Consider the following 19633-nt stretch of genomic DNA (forward strand, 5'->3'; position numbering starts at 1 on the left):
AATTGTTTCCTTATCTTGTTCCGTCCCATCGTCCAGTTCAGAAATCATCCTTCTCCCAGACAGTCCACTAGCAGACTTTTTACATTCTTCTGACAGCTCTCTCCACGATTGACAACTAATTTTCAGTAACCGAAATCCTGAAAGCTTTTAAGTTTCCTATTTTCATTAAAGTGTGGTTTATTGAAAACGCAGGAGGTCACATGTCCGGACATCATCACCATCACACAGCAACAAACCACACCCGAATAGGTATTGCCCTGACCATAACGGGCAGCATTCTCATCGCTGAGCTCATCGGCGCATGGTGGACCCACAGCCTTGCCCTGGTGGTGGATGCCGGGCATATGGCCGTCGATACGAGCGGGCTGCTGCTCGCGTTCACCGCTGCCTCCGTCGCGCTCCGCCCCGCAACCGCCACCTACACCTGGGGGTTCCGACGCGCCGAGGTAATTTCCTCCGCGGTGCAGTCACTGCTGCTCGCCGGGGTCGGTTGCTACGCCCTGGTGGAGGCGATCCGGCGCCTCGTCAGCCCCGTAGCTGTCCATCCTGAAGGCCTGCTCTTGTTCGGCGTTGTTGGCCTCGTGGGCAATATTGTTAGCTTCGTTGTCCTCAGCGGTGGCCACGGCCACGACCTCAACATGAAAGCCGCCACGCTGGAGGTACTGAATGACGCCCTCGGCTCCGTCGCCGTCATCATCAGCGCCATCGTTATCGCCACCACTGGCTTCACGCGTGCCGACGCGATTGTCAGCCTCCTCATCGCGCTCCTGATCCTGCCCCGCGCCCTCCACATCCTCCGCGAAGCTGGCGCAATCCTCATGGAATCGGTCCCGCCCGGGCTCTCCCTTGAGGATGTTCGTGCGCACATCCTCTCAATACCGGAAGTCCTGGACGTCCACGACCTTCACGCCACCCGCATCTCCTCCGGACTTCCCGTACTCACGGCACACGTGGTGCTCACCGAAAGGTCCTTCCACAACGGCCACGCCCCAATAATCCTGGACAAGCTCCAAAGATGCGTGGGATCCCACTTTCCGGTAGCTATCGAGCACTCAACTTTCCAATTCGAGCCGCCCTACCACCGCGAACACGAGGCATCCCGGGCTTGCTACGAGTGAGACTGCAGGATCTGCACGATATCCGTTTGCCCCTTGCTTCGGGCATGATCCAACGCCACCAGGCCTTGTGAATCCTTAATTCCCGGGTCCGCGCCCGCGTCTAGCAAGATCTGCACGATCTCCTGGTACGGCTTGCTGCCGTCGCCGTAGTACACAGCCTCAAGAAGGGCCGTCCATCCCAGATCATTCACGTGATTGAGGTCCATCCCACTGTGTGCCATCGCGCGCACATACTCCACATGCCCCCGCTCTGACGCAGGAATGATCGCGATTCCGCCATAGCGATTCTTCAGCGTCAGATCAGGATGGTATTCCAGCAGCAGCTGCGCCATTGGAACGGACCCGGTGACACCCGTGACTAGCCAAGGGGTGTCCTGCTGTCTATCCACCGCATCCGGGCTGGCACCGGCCTCGAGCAACAACCGGGCAGCCTCCACATGGTCATTGGTCACCGCCCACAACAAGGGAGTGCGCGCGAAATCATCAGTGGTCTCCACATTGGCGCCGGTGCTCAAAGCTGCAGCAAGCTTTACGACGTCCCCCTCCTTCGCAGCCTCAAGGACCTCCCGGTCTGCCTGTGGACGTGGTGCCATGAGAGATACCTCCGTTGCTGGTGTAGTTACTGGTGCAGCTGCTTGGTCGCCCGTCTGTGTGCACCCAGCCAGCACTAACGCGATCGGCAGGACTGTACTGACATAAAGCTGGCGGTTCATGTCCGCCACAATAGAAGCATTGAGATAGTTCGTGCTATCGGGGCTCTGATAGGGATTTGTCGCACGCCTTGAATGCTAAACACCCCGGTCAACGGATGGGATAGGCGTGGGGATTCGTATTCAGCGACAAGTCGCTATCAACTGCCAATGAAGCTTAAACGTATTGTTGGCCGGTCATTTACTGTCTAGCGAATGATGTCTTGCATCGGGGTCGGTTCTTAGTCACTACAGATAAGTAACCCCACCCGCTAGCACAGGTGCGGGGCGTGTCAAGTTATTTGTGGTGTGGTTACTGGGAAACTCGGCCCCGACATTACTCCCCCGAGGTTGCTCCAAAAATCCCTCCACCAGCCCGAACTTCGGGGCCGTAATGTCGGGGCCAACGCACAAAAAACCTGTCAGGCCCCAGGTGCGACATCTATCGCGGTATTGAGCAAGGTTTGTGCGTTTATAAGACCTTGAACAATATAAAGTGCCCTGGCCCGGCTTTTACCGTGGAAAGCAAACACACTTTCTGCTACGTAAACCAAAAAGACCTCCAACCCGAAGGTTGGAGGTCTTAACCTGTGGAGCATAGGAGAATCGAACTCCTGACCTTCTGCTTGCAAAGCAGATGCTCTACCAATTGAGCTAATGCCCCATTGTTCCGTGTGGGCCTAGCAAGAATCGAACTTGCGACCTCATCGTTATCAGCGATGCGCTCTAACCGACTGAGCTATAGGCCCTGGGAACGAAATAGAACTTTACCCACCGTTTAACAAGAAACCAAATCGGCAGGTAAAGCCCTATTTTTGCGAGGTTCAACTAGGCGTCGTTAAGCGTTACTTCAAGCCCACCGAACAGGTCCACGGTTGCGTTGTAGACCAGCGCGATGAGTGGAGCGAGCACCGAGGTAAGGATTGCAAGTATCGCCCCAATCAATCCGGCCAGCGACAGCACCAGCGTGAAGGTGACGGTGCCTTCGCCACCGGCGCCACCAATAACGGAGTTGAGGTTGTCCCATACTCCTGCCGCACCCATGCCGACGTACAGCAGGCTGACGCAGATCATCCATGCCACGAGCGCTGACAGCGACAGCACCATCGCGGTACGGAATGCTGCCAGCGGGTTAATTCGTTGGACGGTTACCTTACGTTCTGCCATGTGTTAGTCCTCTTCTTGTGGCACGCCGGAGGCGTCACGTGGCTGGTCACTGGCCTCGACTACGGTTTCGAGGGTTTCCAGTGGTGCTGTCTCCGGTGCTGCTGGTGCCGGCACCTTTCCGGTTGCTACAGCTTCGGCTTCTTCCTCGCCTTCCGCTTCGACATTCTTGTCAATAGCCAGCAGCTCCACCCCATCCGGCAGGTCCACGAGACGAACGCCCATGGTGGCACGGGAGGTTGGTCGGATCTGGTTGACTTCGGTGCGGATCACGCCGCCACCGGAGGTGATGGCGAAGATCTCGTCGTCATCGTCAACGGCCAGTGCGGAGATGAGCTTGCCACGCTTGGCGTTGTACTTGAACGTGACCACGCCGACGCCACCGCGACCCTGGACGGAGTATTCGTTCATGTCGGTGCGCTTTCCGTAGCCACCGGAGGTGGCAACCATGAGGAAGTCGCCATCGCGGACGACGCACATGGAAAGCAGCTGGTCGTCGCCACGGAAGCGCATGCCCTTCACACCGGCGGTGGCGCGGCCCATTGGGCGCAGCGTCTCGTCGTCGGCTTTGAAGCGGATCGATTGGCCTTCCTCGGAGACCAGGAGCAGCTCGTCGTCGCCGGAGCACAGAGCTGCGCCGATAAGCTTGTCGCCTTCGTTGAGGTTGATGGCGATGAGGCCACCCGAGCGTGCAGTTTCGTAATCGAGCAGGCGGGACTTCTTCACGCGTCCCTGCTGGGTTGCCAGCACCAGGTACGGTGCGTCTTCGTAGGTCTGGAGCTGAATGACCTGGGCGATCTTTTCACCCGGCTGGAACTCCATGAGGTTTGCCACGTGCTGGCCACGTGCGGTGCGGGATGCTTCCGGCAGCTCGTAGGCCTTGAGGCGGTAGACGCGGCCGTAGTTGGTGAAGAACAGGATCCAGTCGTGCGTGGAGCAGACGAAGAAGTGGCGGACGACGTCGTCCTGCTTGAGCTCGGCGCCACGCACGCCCTTGCCGCCACGTCGCTGGGACTTGTAGGCGTCGACCTTGGTGCGCTTGGCGTAGCCGGTGGAGGTGATGGTGACCACGACGTTTTCACGTGCGATGAGGTCTTCCTCAGTGACGTCGCCGGTTGCGGCCACGATTTGGGTGCGGCGCTCATCGCCGTACTTTTCGACGATCCCCTCCAACTCTTCCTTGACGATGGCGCGCTGGCGCTCTGGCTTAGCCAGGATATCCTTCAGATCGGCGATTTCCAGCTCGATCTCTGCCAGCTCATCGACGATCTTCTGGCGTTCCAGGGCTGCCAGGCGACGCAGCTGCATCGCGAGGATGGCGTCTGCCTGATCTTCGTCGATGTCCAGCAGGGCCATGAGGCCGGTGCGGGCCTCGTCCACCGTTGGGGACCGGCGGATGAGGGCGATGACCTCGTCCAGCATGTCCAGGGCTTTGACCAGGCCGCGCAGGATGTGGGCGCGTTCTTCGGCCTTGTCCAGACGGAACTGGGTACGCCTAATGATGACTTCGATCTGGTGATCGGTGTACAGGCGCACCATCTGGTCGATACGCAGGGTGCGTGGCACGCCATCGACGATGGACAGCATGTTGGCGCCGAAGTTGGTCTGCAGCTGGGAGTGCTTGTACAGGTTGTTCAGCACCACGCGTGGCACGGCGTCGCGCTTGAGGGTGACCACGATGCGCATGCCGACACGATCGGAGGATTCGTCGTCGATACGCGAAATGCCCGCCAACTTTCCGGCCGATACCTGCTCCGCAATGTTGGAGATGAGGTTATCCGGGTTGACCTGGTACGGCAGTTCCGTGATGACGATGATCTGGCGGGAGCCTTCTTCCTCGATGGAGGTCACGCCGCGCATGCGGATGGAGCCGCGGCCGGTGGTGTAGGCGTCCTTGATGCCGTCGGTGCCGACGATCAGGCCGGCGGTCGGGAAGTCAGGTCCCTTGATGCGCTCCATGCAGGCCTCGAGCTGCTGCGCTTCGGTGGCCTCTGGGTTGTCCAGCATCCAGTAGATGGCCTCGGCAACCTCGTTCAGGTTGTGCGGCGGGATGTTGGTGGCCATACCAACGGCAATACCGCCGGAGCCGTTCATCAGGAGGTTCGGCACGCGCGACGGCAGGATGGTGGGTTCGGTGGTTTTGCCGTCGTAGTTTGGCACGAAGTCCACGGTGTTTTCGCGGATGTCACGGACCATTTCCAGGGCCAGTGGCGTCATGCGGGATTCGGTGTAGCGCATGGCTGCCGGGCCGTCGTTACCGCGGGAGCCGAAGTTACCTTGGCCGTCGACAAGCGGGTAGCGCATGTTCCACGGCTGGGCGAGGCGCACCAGGGTGTCGTAAATGGCGACGTCGCCGTGTGGGTGGTAGTTACCCATGGTTTCGGCGACTGGCTTCGCGGACTTCACGTAGGAGCGGTCATGGCGGAAGCCATTGTCGAACATTGCGTAGAGGATACGGCGGTGGACGGGCTTCAGACCGTCGCGGACCTCCGGGAGTGCACGGCCGACAATAACGGACATGGCGTAGTCGATGTAGCTCGACTGCATCTCCTCGTTGATGTCGATCGGTTGCACGCGATCAAAGAGATTCTCGTCGCTCACTTTTCACCTTTTCTTCGTTGGGACCCCTCTAGTTTACGTTTTAAGCCGTTGCACCGCTGCCTCTGGTATCATTCCGATACCATGGCAATGACGTTAAGACTCACAGCAGAACAAGACGCCGCGCTCACTCTGCTGGCAAATTCCCTCGGGGTGTCTAAGCAAGAGGCCGCCGCTCGGGCGATCGTGGAAAAGGCGGCGCGCACGGTTCGATCCGCTGAGCTGCAGGAACTTGCCCGGCGCGAAGTCGCGTCGTATGCGGCCTTGCACGGGCGGGTGCGTCGTGGACGCTGAGGAAACGCTGCTGCTTGCCGACGTCCTGTGCGCCGAAACTGGTTCACCGTTGTTTCTCTAATTCAAAGATCCGTTTTTCTAACTGAGCAATGATTGAAACTAGTGTCGCAACAAGGTCAGCTTGGCAAAGTTCACCGTTTTCGTCTTCGGAGTTGAGTGCGTTTACATGAAACAGCTCCAGCCAAGCCGCTGTATCGCTACATTCCTCGTGCCCTACGAGCATGGAAAGTGTTTTCAGTTCGTCTGATAATTTTTGCTGTCTTGCCATTCGTTATTCGTCCAGACGTATATATATGTTTACTTTAATCAGTTAACTTACCAGTTATGTGAATCTTTTCACTTTCAAAGAAGAAGTTGTTAACTGCATTGACCTGCACCATCATCACAGGTTCAACACCGGCTGTTGCTACCCCGGTCCAAGCGGAGCCCCACAGTCCAGTCATCACTTCCGATTTCGTAGAAACACAGAATGTAGGAGAGCACGTTGTATCCTTCATCGGCAGCTATTACTCCTGCATGAAAGAGGCAGCCCGTCTCGCATTATCATTCAGCGGTGTCGGGACTTGCGTGCCCCATCCAACACTCAAGGGTACTTATCTCATTCGGATTAAATAGAGAGGCTGATGGAAACCGTGGACGCTGAGGAAACGCTGCTACTTGCCGACGCCGTGTGCGCCGAAACTGGCGCCTCGGTCCGTTCTCTTGGTGCAATTGTGGCGTTAGCGAGTCTCACTCGCCCCCACATCGCGGGAATTTCGGTGTTTAGATCCCCCCAGGCGCAGTGTGACTACATTTCGTCGTGCTGCAGCGCACTGCAACCGCTGACCTCCAGTAATGAGGTGTTCGCTCATGTGCTGTGCGCCGCCGTTACCGAAAGGTTATGAGTTTCTTTTATCGTTACCCTTTAGTGCTGTGTTACAGTTGTGGCTGTTGTGATTGCAGTTAACTACTGTGGCGGAAGAGTTACAACATTTCCGATCCCCTTCGGAGACCGTTTTTTGACGTCAAGAGCGGTGTCCCAAGGGGATTTGTGTTTTAAGGTCAAGGATATGGCGGTAGCAGTATTCGATCTCGATGGAACAATCTATTTTGAGCGTCAGCTCGCCGAGCACATCTGCACGGCAGTAGAACAATGGCGTCGCGCAGGGCACCTAGCTGTCATAGCCACCGGAAAATCACCAGCTGGCGTGCGTGACGCGCTGGACGGGGCGCCACTCCAATGCGACTATGTCATAGCCTCCACGGGGGCAGCGCTTTACGACGCAACTGGCACCTATCTCCACCACAGCAGTATTCCGACTGACTGTGTACGCAACCTCGTCGACCTGGCACAGGGTCTGTCCAATGTGGCGGTTTTTGCTTGCACATTGGAGAGCCGGGATTTACGGCTGTATGACAGTACGACAGACTCCCACAGTTTCGTTCTCGACGACTTCATCGATGTTGATATTGCCGACCTGCCTCGCCACACCGTCACCCAAGTTCCGTTTTGGGTTCCACATGACGAGGCCAAGCTGCAGCTACTGTTCGACAAGATCTCAACGGTTCCGACCATCACCCCGGTTCGAAACCAGGACTTCATCGACATAGCACCGAAGGGCATCAGTAAAGGCGCTGGTCTGCAATGGCTCATCGATCATCTTGGCCTCCACGAACAACCGATCTTCACCTTCGGTGATTCCTGGAACGACCTGACCATGCACGCTCTGGCTCACCGCAGTTTCAGCCTCCCGTGGTCTCCGGATGAGGTGAAACAAGCCACTGACGAAGTGGTTGACTCCGTCAGTGGCACACTCAGCCAGTTACTTAAGCAACTTCCGTAACTTCCCGGATCCGGCCAAGCGCCTGCTCGCGTGAGGACGCAGTCAGGAGTGCTTCCCGGAAATCGTCACGCATGAGAGCGCGGGCGAGTTTACTTAGTAGCCGCAAATGCTGTTTCCCAGCGTCTTCAGGAACGGCAATCAAGAACACCAACCGCACCGGGGCATTGTCCGGTGCGGACCAATGGGTTCCCGGTTCCGCCAAGCGTGCGAAAGCAAGAGTCGGGACTTTCACTCCGCCACAGCGGGCATGCGGAATAGCAACTGCATTCCCAACAGCCGTGGAATTTTGTGCTTCTCGATCAAGAGCAGAGCGGACTACCTGCTCGACATCCGCAATGCGCCCCTGCTGTGCGGCGGATTCAACCAGACCTCGGACAACATCATTTCTTTCCCCCGCCGGGGCATCGTGATCAAGAAAAACCAGATCGGCGTCGATAAGCGCCTGCTCCTGGCTGTCGGTCTTGCTACGCGAAACCCGCATGACCAACAGTAAGAAAGCAACGGTAGCAGCAATACCTGCCCCCAGCGAGAGGAAGAAAGTTGGCACTCCATCCACAGCACCGAGCACCGCGACGATTGGTCCCCCGTGCATGACATTGTCTTTGACACCCCACATTCCCGCCAACGCACCGGCTACCGCACCACCAATAACGTTCGCGGGGATGACGTGCAGCGGACGCGCCGCAGCAATGGGGATCGCTCCCTCGGTAATGCCGAAAAAGCCCATGAACAATGCGGCGATTCCTGATTCGCGCTCTGGTTTGCTGAACCAGTCCCGGCGAATCAAGGTGGCCGCACCTACCGCGAGCGGAGGCACGGCAATCGCCGCAGCAGCCATGCCCATCGGAGCTGCATTGCCCGCTGCGATCATGCCACCGCCAAACAGGAACGCTGTCTTATTAAAGGGGCCACCCATATCGAAAGCGATCATCGCGCCCAAAATAGCGCCCAACACAATGACCGAGGTTCCTTCGAGGGAATTCAACCAGTTCGACAGCGCCTCGAACAGCAACGAAATCGGATTGCCCAACAGGTAGACAAACAACAACCCGACAATGAGCGTGGTGAAGATCGGAATGATAATCACCGGCATGATCGGAGCGATGTATTTGCCCACCGGAATTTTCTTAATCGCCAGTGCCACGTAGCCGGAAAGAAAGCCCGTGATAATACCGCCGATGAAGCCTGCTCCGGCTTCGGAGTTATAGAGCGTGCCTGTCGTCGCTATCAGACCGGTAATAAACCCGGGGGCCAGACCAGGCCGGCCCGCTATACCCGATGCGATAAAGGCCGACAGCACAGGCACCATCAGGCTAAACGCCAAGGCTCCAATGGAACTGATGGTAAACCAGAACGAATCTTCCGGGATTTGATACCCTTCAGCAGTGGCCTGGCCACCGATTGACAGCGCAATTGCGATGAGCAAACCGCCGGTGACAACAAAAGGCACCATGTGAGAAACACCGTTCATCAGTGCCTGATAAAGCTGGCGTCCTAAGGAAGTCCCGTCGCGCGTCGAAGCGTTGTCATTTTCTCCCGCGACATTCTTTCCCTCGTTCCAATAACCGGCACTGAGGGTGCGTTCGAGCAATGTAGCGGGATGTTTGATGGCTTCGTCAACAGACACAGCAAGCAAGCGCTTACCGACGAAGCGGTCTTTTTCAATCACCGTATCTGCCGCGATTAACACCGCATCTGCATTCTTGATGTCAGCTTCAGTAAAAGCGTTTTCTACACCAATCGATCCGTGCGTTTCCACCTTCAGATTGATGCCTTTTTCGTTGGCCGCGGTCTCTAGATTTTCAGCCGCCAAATATGTGTGTGCGATACCTGTCGGACAGGCTGTAATAGCCAGTATCCGAGGCTTGTCGGTGGTTATATCTTGATTCATAGAGTCATGCTAACAAGCGGTTAACCAAAAACGAATACCTGAAGCGGTAATTTCTAGCCCCCAAACCTGCCCGATTGTGTCTGTTTTCACCCGAATCAGTCTGCTTTAAGCCCTGCATGTTGCTCCATTCGGGCGCATAATGGAAATGAACCCGAAGAAAGGCTATGGCATGAAGCAAACTGTAGGAAACAAAGTGGTTCTCATCGGTGCGGGTGACGTCGGAGTCGCCTACGCCTATGCACTGGTCAACCAAGGAACCTGCGATCACCTCGCAATCATTGACATCGATGAAAAGAAGCTTGAAGGTAACGTCATGGACCTCAACCATGGCGTGGTATGGGCGCATTCGCGCACGAAGGTCACCAAAGGCACCTATGAGGATTGTGCGGACGCCGCCATCGTCGTCATTTGTGCCGGAGCTGCCCAGAAGCCAGGTGAGACGCGTCTGCAGCTGGTGGACAAGAACATGAAGATCATGAAATCGATCGTTGATCAAGTCATGGCCAATGGCTTCGACGGCATCATCGTGGTGGCGTCGAACCCAGTGGATATCTTGAGCTACGCCGCCTGGAAGTACTCTGGGCTGCCTCACGAACGCGTGCTTGGTTCTGGCACCATTTTGGACTCCGCTCGGTTCCGCTACATGCTGGGCGAACTCTACGAGGTCTCCCCTACCTCGGTCCACGCTTACATCATCGGCGAGCACGGCGACACCGAACTTCCGGTGCTCTCCTCTGCCACGATTGCTGGCGTGTCCATGCGCAAGCAGCTGGAGAAGGACCCATCCCTAGAGGCAAAGCTAGAGAAGATCTTCGAAGAAACCCGCGACGCTGCCTACACCATCATTGACGCCAAAGGATCAACCTCGTACGGCATTGGCATGGGCTTGGCCCGTATTACCCGCGCTATCCTGCAGAATCAGGATGTCGCACTCCCAGTCTCCGCGCTGCTGCAAGGCGAGTACGGGGAGGAGGACATCTACATTGGTACCCCGGCGATCGTGAACCGCAAGGGTATCCGTCGCGTCGTTGAGCTGGAGATTTCCGAGCACGAACTGGAACGTTTCAAGCACTCTGCCGACACGCTCCGCGCCATCCAAAAGGAGTTCTTTAGCTAAACTGGCTGCATGATCACTATTAATGACCGCGCAGCACTCGTTACTGACCTCGCTAACTTCGTCCGCACCACCATCGAGAGCCAAACCGGTATTGCCGGCATGGCTCTTAAAGGTGGGTTAACTGCTGCCACTAAGGCGAAAGCTGACATTGTCGAAGCTGGAGTGGAACGCGTACTGGATGAGATGTTAGAAATTCTCGCCCCTTACTGGGATTCCAAGCCAGCCGACACCTCTTTTAGCAAGCACCTGGAAGCCCACAGCGAGGAAATTTCCGACAAGCTCATGGCCACCGCCGACCGCCAAGCTGAGAAGCTATACAACAGCCCACTCACCAAGCTGTACGGATCAATTCGCGGCAAGGCCGCCAATGTCGTCGCTGAAAATGTTGGTGGCCTGGGCGAGGTCGTCGAAAAGCACGCGGGGTAGCGCGCAAAATACCTCCCGTCCTCTAACGAGCAGCGCAAGGTCACTCGCGCAGGAGTCCCTGGCAGGCAAATTGACTTAGGAATCCAGGAAACACAGCAACTCATTCCCCGGACCGATTCTCGCTTGATCCCAATCTGCTTATTATTAAAAGCTACTGGAATCATTGGTCTCTAGTTCAGTGGTGGCTTGGCCACCCACCGGGCTCGGGGGTCTCGTGGCGAATTCCCGTGCCATTCGACGAGACCGGCGTCGGAAAGCGATGCCAAGCTCTTGCGCACTTCGAGTAATCAAACTACGAGCTCTGAGGCATTTTCAGGCGAGCTGGAACCTATCCGCCGAGCGAAACCTGCTAGTGCTTCCATGTCAAGGTCATCGGAGCTAGTGGTGCGCAGCCCAGTGGCGTCATAAAGCTGCTCACCCTTGGAATAGCGGAGCTCTTGCTGCTGGTCAACGCCCTACTTCACCGATTTTTCTGCAAGCCGGAGATAACAATCACCATTTTCGGTGAAGTGGACACGCTCACCCGGCTCGACGTGAAAAAGCAGCACCGAGTTCAGCTTCTCAATGCGAAGTCGCACTGCGGGATCTGTGTGATTGTGGGCGGCGACCCGCAGATCGTTCTCGCGCTCGACGGTAAGCTTCTCTTCCACCTTGCCGTCGTCTGTAATTCCAACAGCAAGAAGTCCGCCCTCAGCATTGGCGAAGGCCACGAGATGTCCGCGAGGTCCTTGGGTGCAATTGAAGAGGACTTTCGATCAAACCATTGATCTTCCGGACGCGAGCAAAGGTCAGCGATGGAGTAGTTGTCCATGACCAAAAGGTCACTAGAAACATTTCTAGTAAACTGTCTCTAATATTTTTCTGCAGGTCAGAGCTGTTTCTACTAGAAGCCCCCGATTTTCCAGTAGGTTTCTAGTAGCCAGAAAACGGCAGGTCATGCCGGTAATCCACTGGAAATCGGGACTTTCTAGTCCCCACTTTCACCATTGCCAGCATTTGTATAGTGGGGGCTGTACTGACTGTGTGACCAAGCCGATGAAATATCGCGACCTGGTAAAACTACTGATTGATGCCGGGTTTACTTTTGCCCGCCAAGGAAAAGGCGACCACGAAGTATGGGAACACCCAAGCCTTAACCGTCCGGTGGTTTTGACACAGACGCGAGAGCTTTCACCGGCGGTTACTCGACACGAGCTAAGGGCTATTAACGAGGTGAGACATGGAAACTAACCGAATTGTCGTGCAAGCCTCCAGGTGGGAAGGCGGCTGGGACTTGGTGGTTGACGACAACAATGCAACGAGCGTCTCCGCATTGAAACACGCAAAACAGCAAGTGCGAGACTATCTAGACGCCGTTGAGCCAGAGGTTGATCACTCCCACGTCGAAATTCTCATTCGCGCAACGTTGGACGGCTTCGAGAATGAGATTGCCGAGGCTAAAGCACAAACTGAGCAGGCCGCGCGTCTACAGGAAGTTGCGGCCGCACGGATCCGCAATGTCGCTCGCCAGCTGAAAGATCGCGGCATTTCGTCCGCCGACACCGCCGAACTGTTGGGGGTCTCGACCGGTAGGGTCTACCAGCTGCTTTCCTGATTGTGTGACGCTAGTCTGGCTTCTTCAGATCCTCGTCCACCATGTGGCACATCCTGACGAGTGCACTACGCCAGCGCTGATCCTTTTCCACGTAACCGAGCGCCATGAAATTGTGTAGGTAGTCCAGGTAGCGTTGGTGCATATCCCTCACGGCGAGGTCCATGTCACCAATGATGTGGCTGAAAGTTGGAACAAATTGGTTCGGCCACATGTCGCCGTAGGACACATACATGATGTAAGTAGACAACTCGAGGCCGGTTTCAATCGGGTGATTGCTTCTCGCAATCGTTCGCAAGATTCTTTCCAACAGCCACTCCGGGTCCTGCACCTTCTTCTGAGCGCTCTTCACCGGGACAATCATTTTCTTCTGGATTTTGAGGATCCCGGCGTCGCAAAGCAGCTCCCGCAGCCACCCCGCGCGCGCCACATCCCGCTCGCTATATGGCGCTTTACGACGCCCCGTGCTGATCCAATCTTGACCGTGCTCGCTCCCCCACTGCTCCAATTCTGTGACGATACTCGTCGGCAAGTAGCCAGCTGACGTGAGCTTCGCCCCCTCTCCCACCAAATCAAGGAAGAAATAGATAACTTCTAGGAGCTCACGAGGAGAAGCCATCTCGTCTGGATCAAGCCAGGACTGCCATGCCTCAGCCACGATGCGCTGCAGATTCCACAACTGTCCGGTCGCCACGAATTCGGCAAGAGGCAGCGATTCATCAAGCGGTAGGAAATAATCATGTCGGGCATCAAAAGCGGGCCCCAGTGGCAGATACTGCTCGATACCCCGGATCGGAAGTGTTGCTATTTCTGCAATATCTTGCCGACGGTAATCAGGGAAGAAAAACTCCATCCGCTCTTCGAACATCTTGTGTTCTACCTGGGCACCTGCCGACCATTTCAGGAAATCGGTCCAGATGCCAGGGCCGCCGAAATCCTCAGGGGGGCACATTCCGACTCCTGAAATGATTCGAATAGGTTCAAACCAGTGTTCGTGCAGGCCAAGTGTCCAAGGCCCCTGAGCCTTTCCGGGCTGCAATTCAACTACTTCGATGGTGTGCTCCCACCAGTCACCGAAGTCATACACATAGGTCAGTCTGTCGCCCACTTTGGGAGCCAGAACATGCAGAAACTCCGTGCTGTCGTCACGCTGACGCTCTGGTTCCGAAATGTAATTCGTCCATTCAACACCTTTCATCGCTGGTGAAGTGAACGAATGGAGATGCATATCTTCCCAACCAAAGGCGAACTGGACAACACGATGCAACGCATTCAGCGAAACCTCATGAGGTAGCTCGACGATTCGGTAAACGTTGGTGTCATTAAGAGAAATGCGGAGAGTTGCAAGATCCATGCCACTAGCATGCCGGTTTTTACGGGCCGCGGTTGGTTGTAACACGGGTAATCTTGGTCAGATCCAATGATTGCTAACCCAGCAGTGCCAGTGGGACAGCGATGACACCATCGGAGCGTCGATAAGCATGCGTGCCCGTCGTGATGACAACTTTTTCCTTGAGTCGACCCCCGAGTTGTTCGCCGAGCCAATGCAGATGGCGCACATCTCGGTCATTGGGCACCGGCTTAAGTTTGACTTCGAATGCAATGACACGGCCATCAAAACGCTCAAGGATGAGATCCACTTCTTTCAATCCTCCTTGAGTCCGGAGGTGAGAAGTGTGTGCCTCGGCGGCTTGGCCGGCCGCACGAACGGTCAAAGTTGCTAATGACTCAAAGAGTTGGCCAAAGAGTTCCCAACTACTCGGGTTCTGTGAAACTAGCATTTCTGGCGTCACCCCAATCAGAGCTGCAGCGATGCCTGGGTCGAAAACTTGATGCTTCGGCCCTGTAGTCAGCTTCTTGAAGGGTGAACGGTTAGGGAACCACGCCGGAACTGGATCAAGCAGCCACAACGCGGTGAGAGCATCACGATATGCCAGGGCAGCGTCTTTGGACACCTTTCCGGCATCCCCTGGTGTCGCCGCATCCAAAATCTTGTTGTACGCAGTTGTGGTTGACGATGCAGCCGCGTAGGCCGCCCACCATGCGCGCATGGATTCAGGCTTGCGAACCATCAAGCCTTGGTCAGCGATGTCACGGTCAATTACCCGCCCGATGTACGACGCGATAGCTTGTCGACGCATTCCCCCGCTCATTTGGTAGATACCCGGCAAACCAGTGGAACAAATGGCGTCCGCATACTTCTGGAGCGTCCAGTCAGTTTCACCGCGAACATCTGCTGTTCCTTCGAACAAGTCGGCTATGTACGCGGTTGGTGTCGTTCCAACACGCTCAGCCACTGACAAGGGACGCATGCGCAAAGACAAAATCCGGCCAGCGCCAGAATGAATATCTATCCCAGTTCGCGGAGTCGCGCTTCCGTTCAAGAAAAATCGCGTTGAGGTACCATCATCGACCAAGCGTCGCACAGCGTCCCATACTTGCGGCACATGCTGCCACTCATCGAGGCATACCGAATCCTCACTTGTTAAGAGTTCATCCATGCTGGCTTCAATCAGAGCCCGCTCGTTCTCACGATCAAGGCGATAAGTGTTCGTGGCGCGCGGCATGGACACCGCCGCGAGGATGAGTGCTCCCACCGCGAAGGCCGCCACGACGGACATGTCGCGCCAAAATTCGCCGTAGATTTCTGTGGAAACCAGCAGCTTTCGCAGCACGTCGATCACGTAGGACAGCGGCAGGAAATTCGAGACCACCTGGAGCACGGAATTCATATCCGAGCGCGGCACCAGCACGCCGCCCAGGAAGAACTGCGGGCCAAAGAAAACGGGCATGAACTGCACCGCCTGGAATCCGTTTTCGGCAAATGCACTGGCTAGCAAGCCAAAAGACCCGCCGACGATACCAGCGAGCGGTGCTCTCAAACTCACCCGATTGCGTTGGCCACCCGAGAGCGTGCTCACTTTTTGGTCGCGCTGCTCGGTAAGACCCAGGAATTCGATTGTGCTGTCAACCTCGGCTGCTGAACCCGTGAGCTGGGAAAAGTAGCTGAGGTTTTGGCGGACGGTGAGTCACTCGTAGACGCTGGCACTTTGCGTCATATAGCCAATTCGCCCGCGATTGGCAGCGTCACCGGCTGGGTGGCCAAGGACATGTAACTCGCCTTGGTATTTCTGCACACCAACGATGGCTCGGAGCAGCGTCGTCTTGCCGGAACCAGAAGGACCGATGATGCCCGTAATGCTGCATTCTTGCAGCTCAAAGGATAAAACACGAAGGATGTGCGTCTTGCCTCGCGTGATGTTGAAACTATCCACGTGGATCAACGTGGTCATGCCACCATCTTAGGGCGAAACCCAGATGCCCCCTGGTTAGCAACTTCCGCAGCGCAAGATCAACTAAGCCTATCGATGTCGTCCAATTGGCCACTAGGCCACTGAACATTCCTCGCCAATGGAATCTGATGGGACGCACTTTCCAAGATGTGCATAAAGTATCCGGCAGTATTCGGGATCGCAACAATGTCGCCCGGAGCCACCCCGTGAGGAAATCGAATGCGACGACGCAAGATGATCTCGTCTTCGATGCAGTAGGCACCCACCAGGAATGCTTCCACCTCGGGTCCGGATGCATTGCCCGGCGCGCGGATGAGCAGCGGGTCGACTGTGTAATCGTCCGAGGTGGTACGACATTGGGTGCGATTCATCGCCAGGCCCACCAGGGGCAGGCCATCGCTGCGGGTTTTGACGAATTCCACTTGGGCCAGAATGAGGCCACAGCCGTCGAGAAGCGAACGGCCCGGCTCCAGGTGCAGCCTAAGGGCCCGGCTGCGCAGCCCGTCGGCGATGCCTTCGGAGGTGAGGACCTCGCCGAGCCAGGTGCCACGCGTGAGGGTTTGCCAATACGGGTAAATCGTCTTCAGCGGGTCGTTTTTCCAGGTGAACGGGGCAAGGTGTGGGTGCGCACGCATTGTGTGGAAGCGCTGCCAGTCGGCAGGGTCCGCGAGGTAGCTCATGGGCACGCCGCCGCCGAGGTCGATGAATTCGATAGGGTGTGGCAGGGCATCGATGAGGTGGAAGGCCTCGTGGAGAGCGGTGACCCGGTCGGAAGCACTGTAGCCGTGCAGGTGGACGTGAACTCCGACTACCGAGACATGACCAAGATCTATGCTAGTCAGCGCCTGGATCCAGGTGGAACTGCGCTCACCGAAGCGGGTCGGTGGCAAGCGCTTCGGGTTGGGAGCCAGGCGCGGGGCGACGCGCACCGGTCGGTCTGCCAGCTGGACGATGCGCCGCAGCTCCGTGACATTGTCCACGCTGATCGTCACATTGCGCTCGACTGCCAAGCGCAGTAGCTCATCGGACTTGATCGCGGCGCTCAAGATGATGTTCTCCCCTGCAACTCCGCGATCCAGCACTTGCTGCAGTTCGCGGAAGCTCGCCACATCCACGCCGTGCCCGGCCTGGTGGATGGCGTCAACAAAAGTCAGCGCTTTGTTTGCCTTGCGTGCGAAGAACACGCGGATTTCCACGTCGTGATCCTGACCGGCGGCCACCAGTTCTTGGGCATTGCGCAGCATCGGCTCCGAATTCAGGACGTTGATCGGACTACCGTAGGTGTCAATCAGGCGGCGAGCATCGGAATAGGACTCCGTCAGTTGCTGCGCCCACGGCTCCAGCCGCGCCGGCATTGGTGGTAGGCCATGCACTTCCTGTGGCGAGTGGGCAGCTACCACCCGGCGCGCCCACCGCGGAATCACATCGTGGTAGGCGCGCGAGAGCGTGTCGTTACCCAGCACCCAGAGCTCGGTCGCGCGGCCAATCACCGCAAAATTGTCGGACCCCGGCAGGAAACCGTCCCGATCTGTGCGCACCGGCGGATACGGAGGTGGTGCTTGCACCGCATCAATCACAAAGTCCGCCCCGGGAATATCCCCGGTCACGGGTGGAGCGATGAGTTCAGCGTCAATAAGCGCCAGGATCTTGAGGGCATTACAGGACGGCGGGCCGAAGGCGACCGGCTCCAAGATGCGGGTCAGTTCCTTAAATCCTGGGAGCGGATCCTGGAAGGAGATTCGGTCAACGAGCTGCGGATACAGCGCACGATACGCCACTCCCACCGCTCCGCGCGCATCCAGTGGCCGCTCCCCTACGGCAACCGCAATGCTCGCACGCAGCTCAGCGACGCCATCTGCCGGCGCATCAGTTCCCGCCAGCACCGCCGCAATGTTGTCAGGACAGTCCTCGGTCAGGGTGGCCGCCGCCTGCTGCAAGAGCGCAGTAATCTCCGCTGTCGACTCAGCAGCCCCAATAGCAGGGCCGAATCGATCGACCACATAATCGGTCTGCGGGGAGTGATCCGGCTTGACGTTCATGAATCTGCCCGAGCGACTGACCGGAATGATCTGCTTGGGCTCGTATCCGGAAGGGTGGTACACGCCATCTTTGAACTTTCCGCCCCGACCGATGGTGAGGTCAAGGACGGCATCGATGAAGGTCAGGGCGGTGCCGCGAATCGCGACGGTGCTGCCCGGGGTCACGGAATCCAGGGAGCCGTGGGGATAGACCGTCAGGGCGTCGTCAAGCGCGCCCGGCCAGGTCGCGTCGTGCCCTGTGACGTCGAGGACCTGGTCAAACTCGCTGGTGAGTGCCTGCGAGTCGGCGATTTCGTGGCCCACACGCGTGATCGTGCAGCGCGGCGGGATGGGCAGGCGGGTCCAAGACTCGGCAAGGAACTCACCGACGCGCGCCCGGGGCGGGTAGGTCTCGGTGTTGCCGGACCACTCATTGAAAGATCCCAGCGTGGTGGACTCAACGATCTCCGCGGTGACGTTGAGCAGCCAATAGTCCGGCTGGGACGGATCGTAAGCTTTTACTCCCCCGCCATCGAACACCGTCACGTGCAGCGCAAGGCCACGCTGCCACGCCAAGTTCATCAGTTCCTCGGCCGCCCACAACCCGCGTGGCCCGCCGCCGACAATTGCGATCCTCATTTCACGTTCTCCCGCACCCACTCGTCGTTGTAGATCGTATCCAGGTAGAAATTGCCGCTATCGTGAATAACCACCACTGCCTCGGCAGGCTCGGTCAGCTCGCGATCAAGCTGGAGCAGTGCCGCAATCACCGCGCCGCCCGATGCCCCTGGCACAATCGCTGTGGTGCGCGCTAAATTCCGCGCAGCGCTTATCGACGCCCGATCCGCGATCCTCATAACCCGATCCGGGCGGACCTGGGACGAAAGCTCCGGCACCACCCCCGCCCCAAATCCGGGCAGGTGGCGCGTGCCGCGCTCACCCCCAAAGAGCACCGAGCCTTCGGCGTCCACTGCGACCAGTTGGGTACCCAGTCCGTGTTGACGCACATATTTTTGGCAGCCGCCGATAGTTCCGGTGGTGGACACAGCTACGAGGAGAAAGTCTGGGGCGTGGCCCAGTTGTTCGTGAATTTCGCGCATGGTGCCTTGCGCATGTGCGTGAAAAGCCGCGGTGTTCGAGTACTGATCCAGATTGATCGCATCCGGGTTGTCCTTGAGCAGCTCAGCTACCTTCTTGCGGCGGGCCGCGAGCCAATCCCCGGTCTCCGGATCTGGCTCGGTGAGGACGTGGACGGTCGCGCCCATGGCCTTCATGTAATTAACTGTGGCCTTGTTCGCGCGGGGATCAACCACGCAGTGGAAATCCCAGCCACCCAACACAGCTTCCCGAGACAGCGCCAGCCCCAGGTTTCCCGAGCTGGACTCGATCACCATAGTGCCGGGAGCAATATCGGCCACTTTCACCATCTCGCGCGCCGTCCGATCCTTGGCGCTACCACCGGGATTGAACTGCTCCAACTTGGCCCAGGCAGTGAGCTTATTGAGTCCGAGTCGTTCCAGACTTACCAGCGGGGTGTTTCCCAGGGCATCAGAAATACTTGCACAGGGATGGGGTGCACGATTCATTTTCCCTATTATAGGTTAACTTGCG

General features: G+C 57.3%; 19 protein-coding genes and 2 tRNA genes. 8 read left to right on the forward strand and 13 right to left on the reverse strand.

Annotated features, from left to right (window positions below; translation table 11 throughout):
* Positions 1–200: 200 nt before the first annotated feature.
* The gene (locus ACZ6ZO_RS03275) at positions 201–1118 is read left to right on the forward strand and encodes a cation diffusion facilitator family transporter (RefSeq protein WP_465290530.1); all 918 of its coding nucleotides are present in this window, start codon (positions 201–203) and stop codon (positions 1116–1118) included.
* On the opposite strand, the gene ACZ6ZO_RS03280 is transcribed toward ACZ6ZO_RS03275, so the two are convergent.
* From ACZ6ZO_RS03280 to gyrA, 5 genes are all read right to left on the reverse strand, one after another.
* Positions 1109–1831 (reverse strand): ankyrin repeat domain-containing protein, encoded by a 723-nt coding sequence (locus ACZ6ZO_RS03280; RefSeq protein ID WP_465290532.1) that lies wholly within the window; start codon positions 1829–1831, stop codon positions 1109–1111. The two genes, ACZ6ZO_RS03275 and ACZ6ZO_RS03280, sit on opposite strands and share 10 nt — an antisense overlap.
* Before the next feature lie 567 nt (positions 1832–2398).
* Positions 2399–2471: transfer RNA gene (locus tag ACZ6ZO_RS03285), tRNA-Ala, on the reverse strand.
* Positions 2472–2482: 11 nt separating this feature from the next.
* A tRNA-Ile gene (locus ACZ6ZO_RS03290) sits at positions 2483–2556 on the reverse strand.
* 79 nt (positions 2557–2635) lie between these two features.
* The gene (locus tag ACZ6ZO_RS03295) at positions 2636–2974 is read right to left on the reverse strand and encodes a DUF3566 domain-containing protein (protein WP_208768343.1); all 339 of its coding nucleotides are present in this window, start codon (positions 2972–2974) and stop codon (positions 2636–2638) included.
* A gap of 3 nt (positions 2975–2977) precedes the next feature.
* Positions 2978–5518, reverse strand: a complete 2541-nt coding sequence (gene gyrA / locus ACZ6ZO_RS03300) for a DNA gyrase subunit A (protein WP_465290746.1) — start codon at positions 5516–5518, stop codon at positions 2978–2980.
* Positions 5519–5659: 141 nt separating this feature from the next.
* Here gyrA and ACZ6ZO_RS03305 point away from each other — a divergent pair, with 141 nt between their 5' ends.
* On the forward strand, positions 5660–5863 hold the full coding sequence (locus ACZ6ZO_RS03305) for a CopG family transcriptional regulator (RefSeq protein ID WP_407926219.1): 204 nt from the start codon (positions 5660–5662) through the stop codon (positions 5861–5863).
* 43 nt (positions 5864–5906) lie between these two features.
* On the opposite strand, the gene ACZ6ZO_RS03310 is transcribed toward ACZ6ZO_RS03305, so the two are convergent.
* Positions 5907–6131, reverse strand: a complete 225-nt coding sequence (locus ACZ6ZO_RS03310; protein WP_417924986.1) for a hypothetical protein — start codon at positions 6129–6131, stop codon at positions 5907–5909.
* A gap of 355 nt (positions 6132–6486) precedes the next feature.
* On the opposite strand from ACZ6ZO_RS03310, the gene ACZ6ZO_RS03315 reads away from it, so the two are divergent.
* Positions 6487–6747: a hypothetical protein gene (locus tag ACZ6ZO_RS03315; protein ID WP_465290535.1), complete on the forward strand. Its 261-nt coding sequence runs from the start codon at positions 6487–6489 to the stop codon at positions 6745–6747.
* A 165-nt stretch (positions 6748–6912) separates the two neighbouring features.
* The gene (locus ACZ6ZO_RS03320; RefSeq protein ID WP_465290537.1) at positions 6913–7686 is read left to right on the forward strand and encodes an HAD-IIB family hydrolase; all 774 of its coding nucleotides are present in this window, start codon (positions 6913–6915) and stop codon (positions 7684–7686) included.
* Here the strand turns inward: ACZ6ZO_RS03320 and ACZ6ZO_RS03325 are convergent.
* Positions 7670–9577: a fructose-specific PTS transporter subunit EIIC gene (locus ACZ6ZO_RS03325; RefSeq protein ID WP_465290539.1), complete on the reverse strand. Its 1908-nt coding sequence runs from the start codon at positions 9575–9577 to the stop codon at positions 7670–7672. The two genes, ACZ6ZO_RS03320 and ACZ6ZO_RS03325, sit on opposite strands and share 17 nt — an antisense overlap.
* Before the next feature lie 169 nt (positions 9578–9746).
* Here ACZ6ZO_RS03325 and ACZ6ZO_RS03330 point away from each other — a divergent pair, with 169 nt between their 5' ends.
* Positions 9747–10694: an L-lactate dehydrogenase gene (locus ACZ6ZO_RS03330; RefSeq protein WP_182385108.1), complete on the forward strand. Its 948-nt coding sequence runs from the start codon at positions 9747–9749 to the stop codon at positions 10692–10694.
* A 9-nt stretch (positions 10695–10703) separates the two neighbouring features.
* The gene (locus ACZ6ZO_RS03335) at positions 10704–11120 is read left to right on the forward strand and encodes a DUF6918 family protein (protein WP_182385107.1); all 417 of its coding nucleotides are present in this window, start codon (positions 10704–10706) and stop codon (positions 11118–11120) included.
* Between the two features lie 455 nt (positions 11121–11575).
* Here ACZ6ZO_RS03335 and ACZ6ZO_RS03340 read toward each other — a convergent pair whose 3' ends face one another.
* The gene (locus ACZ6ZO_RS03340) at positions 11576–11830 is read right to left on the reverse strand and encodes an AlbA family DNA-binding domain-containing protein (RefSeq protein WP_182385106.1); all 255 of its coding nucleotides are present in this window, start codon (positions 11828–11830) and stop codon (positions 11576–11578) included.
* Between the two features lie 325 nt (positions 11831–12155).
* On the opposite strand from ACZ6ZO_RS03340, the gene ACZ6ZO_RS03345 reads away from it, so the two are divergent.
* Positions 12156–12350: a type II toxin-antitoxin system HicA family toxin gene (locus ACZ6ZO_RS03345; protein WP_465290748.1), complete on the forward strand. Its 195-nt coding sequence runs from the start codon at positions 12156–12158 to the stop codon at positions 12348–12350.
* Positions 12340–12714 carry an antitoxin HicB gene (locus ACZ6ZO_RS03350; protein ID WP_465290542.1) on the forward strand — a complete coding sequence of 125 codons (375 nt, stop codon included), beginning with the start codon at positions 12340–12342 and terminating at the stop codon, positions 12712–12714. The genes ACZ6ZO_RS03345 and ACZ6ZO_RS03350 overlap by 11 nt, the downstream gene beginning before the upstream one ends.
* Positions 12715–12724: 10 nt before the next feature.
* Here ACZ6ZO_RS03350 and ACZ6ZO_RS03355 read toward each other — a convergent pair whose 3' ends face one another.
* The 5 genes from ACZ6ZO_RS03355 to ACZ6ZO_RS03375 form a co-directional block, all read right to left on the reverse strand.
* A complete protein-coding gene (locus ACZ6ZO_RS03355) occupies positions 12725–14065 on the reverse strand; it encodes a plasmid pRiA4b ORF-3 family protein (RefSeq protein WP_465290544.1) in 1341 nt (446 codons plus the stop codon).
* Between the two features lie 73 nt (positions 14066–14138).
* The gene (locus ACZ6ZO_RS03360; RefSeq protein WP_232843216.1) at positions 14139–15632 is read right to left on the reverse strand and encodes a DUF4143 domain-containing protein; all 1494 of its coding nucleotides are present in this window, start codon (positions 15630–15632) and stop codon (positions 14139–14141) included.
* Between the two features lie 108 nt (positions 15633–15740).
* Positions 15741–16004 carry an ATP-binding cassette domain-containing protein gene (locus ACZ6ZO_RS03365; protein ID WP_465290547.1) on the reverse strand — a complete coding sequence of 88 codons (264 nt, stop codon included), beginning with the start codon at positions 16002–16004 and terminating at the stop codon, positions 15741–15743.
* Between the two features lie 59 nt (positions 16005–16063).
* Positions 16064–18661 (reverse strand): FAD/NAD(P)-binding protein, encoded by a 2598-nt coding sequence (locus ACZ6ZO_RS03370; RefSeq protein WP_465290549.1) that lies wholly within the window; start codon positions 18659–18661, stop codon positions 16064–16066.
* Positions 18658–19608 (reverse strand): pyridoxal-phosphate dependent enzyme, encoded by a 951-nt coding sequence (locus ACZ6ZO_RS03375; protein WP_182385100.1) that lies wholly within the window; start codon positions 19606–19608, stop codon positions 18658–18660. The genes ACZ6ZO_RS03370 and ACZ6ZO_RS03375 overlap by 4 nt, the downstream gene beginning before the upstream one ends.
* Between the last annotated feature and the right edge of the window lie 25 nt (positions 19609–19633).

The organism is Corynebacterium sp. NPDC104732 (assembly GCF_055583565.1).

Excerpts from the sequence above, each read along its gene's own strand:
- ACZ6ZO_RS03315 (WP_465290535.1), top strand. The coding sequence starts at position 6,487 with ATGGAAACCGTGGACGCTGAGGAAACGCTGCTACTTGCCGACGCCGTG.
- ACZ6ZO_RS03310 (WP_417924986.1), bottom strand. The coding sequence starts at position 6,131 with ATGGCAAGACAGCAAAAATTATCAGACGAACTGAAAACACTTTCCATG.
- ACZ6ZO_RS03275 (WP_465290530.1), top strand. The coding sequence starts at position 201 with ATGTCCGGACATCATCACCATCACACAGCAACAAACCACACCCGAATA.
- ACZ6ZO_RS03335 (WP_182385107.1), top strand. The coding sequence starts at position 10,704 with ATGATCACTATTAATGACCGCGCAGCACTCGTTACTGACCTCGCTAAC.
- ACZ6ZO_RS03375 (WP_182385100.1), bottom strand. The coding sequence starts at position 19,608 with ATGAATCGTGCACCCCATCCCTGTGCAAGTATTTCTGATGCCCTGGGA.
- gyrA (WP_465290746.1), bottom strand. The coding sequence starts at position 5,518 with ATGCAGTCGAGCTACATCGACTACGCCATGTCCGTTATTGTCGGCCGT.
- ACZ6ZO_RS03355 (WP_465290544.1), bottom strand. The coding sequence starts at position 14,065 with ATGGATCTTGCAACTCTCCGCATTTCTCTTAATGACACCAACGTTTAC.
- ACZ6ZO_RS03365 (WP_465290547.1), bottom strand. The coding sequence starts at position 16,004 with ATGACCACGTTGATCCACGTGGATAGTTTCAACATCACGCGAGGCAAG.
- ACZ6ZO_RS03350 (WP_465290542.1), top strand. The coding sequence starts at position 12,340 with ATGGAAACTAACCGAATTGTCGTGCAAGCCTCCAGGTGGGAAGGCGGC.
- ACZ6ZO_RS03345 (WP_465290748.1), top strand. The coding sequence starts at position 12,156 with ATGAAATATCGCGACCTGGTAAAACTACTGATTGATGCCGGGTTTACT.
- ACZ6ZO_RS03370 (WP_465290549.1), bottom strand. The coding sequence starts at position 18,661 with ATGAGGATCGCAATTGTCGGCGGCGGGCCACGCGGGTTGTGGGCGGCC.
- ACZ6ZO_RS03305 (WP_407926219.1), top strand. The coding sequence starts at position 5,660 with ATGACGTTAAGACTCACAGCAGAACAAGACGCCGCGCTCACTCTGCTG.
- ACZ6ZO_RS03320 (WP_465290537.1), top strand. The coding sequence starts at position 6,913 with ATGGCGGTAGCAGTATTCGATCTCGATGGAACAATCTATTTTGAGCGT.
- ACZ6ZO_RS03330 (WP_182385108.1), top strand. The coding sequence starts at position 9,747 with ATGAAGCAAACTGTAGGAAACAAAGTGGTTCTCATCGGTGCGGGTGAC.
- ACZ6ZO_RS03295 (WP_208768343.1), bottom strand. The coding sequence starts at position 2,974 with ATGGCAGAACGTAAGGTAACCGTCCAACGAATTAACCCGCTGGCAGCA.
- ACZ6ZO_RS03280 (WP_465290532.1), bottom strand. The coding sequence starts at position 1,831 with ATGAACCGCCAGCTTTATGTCAGTACAGTCCTGCCGATCGCGTTAGTG.
- ACZ6ZO_RS03325 (WP_465290539.1), bottom strand. The coding sequence starts at position 9,577 with ATGAATCAAGATATAACCACCGACAAGCCTCGGATACTGGCTATTACA.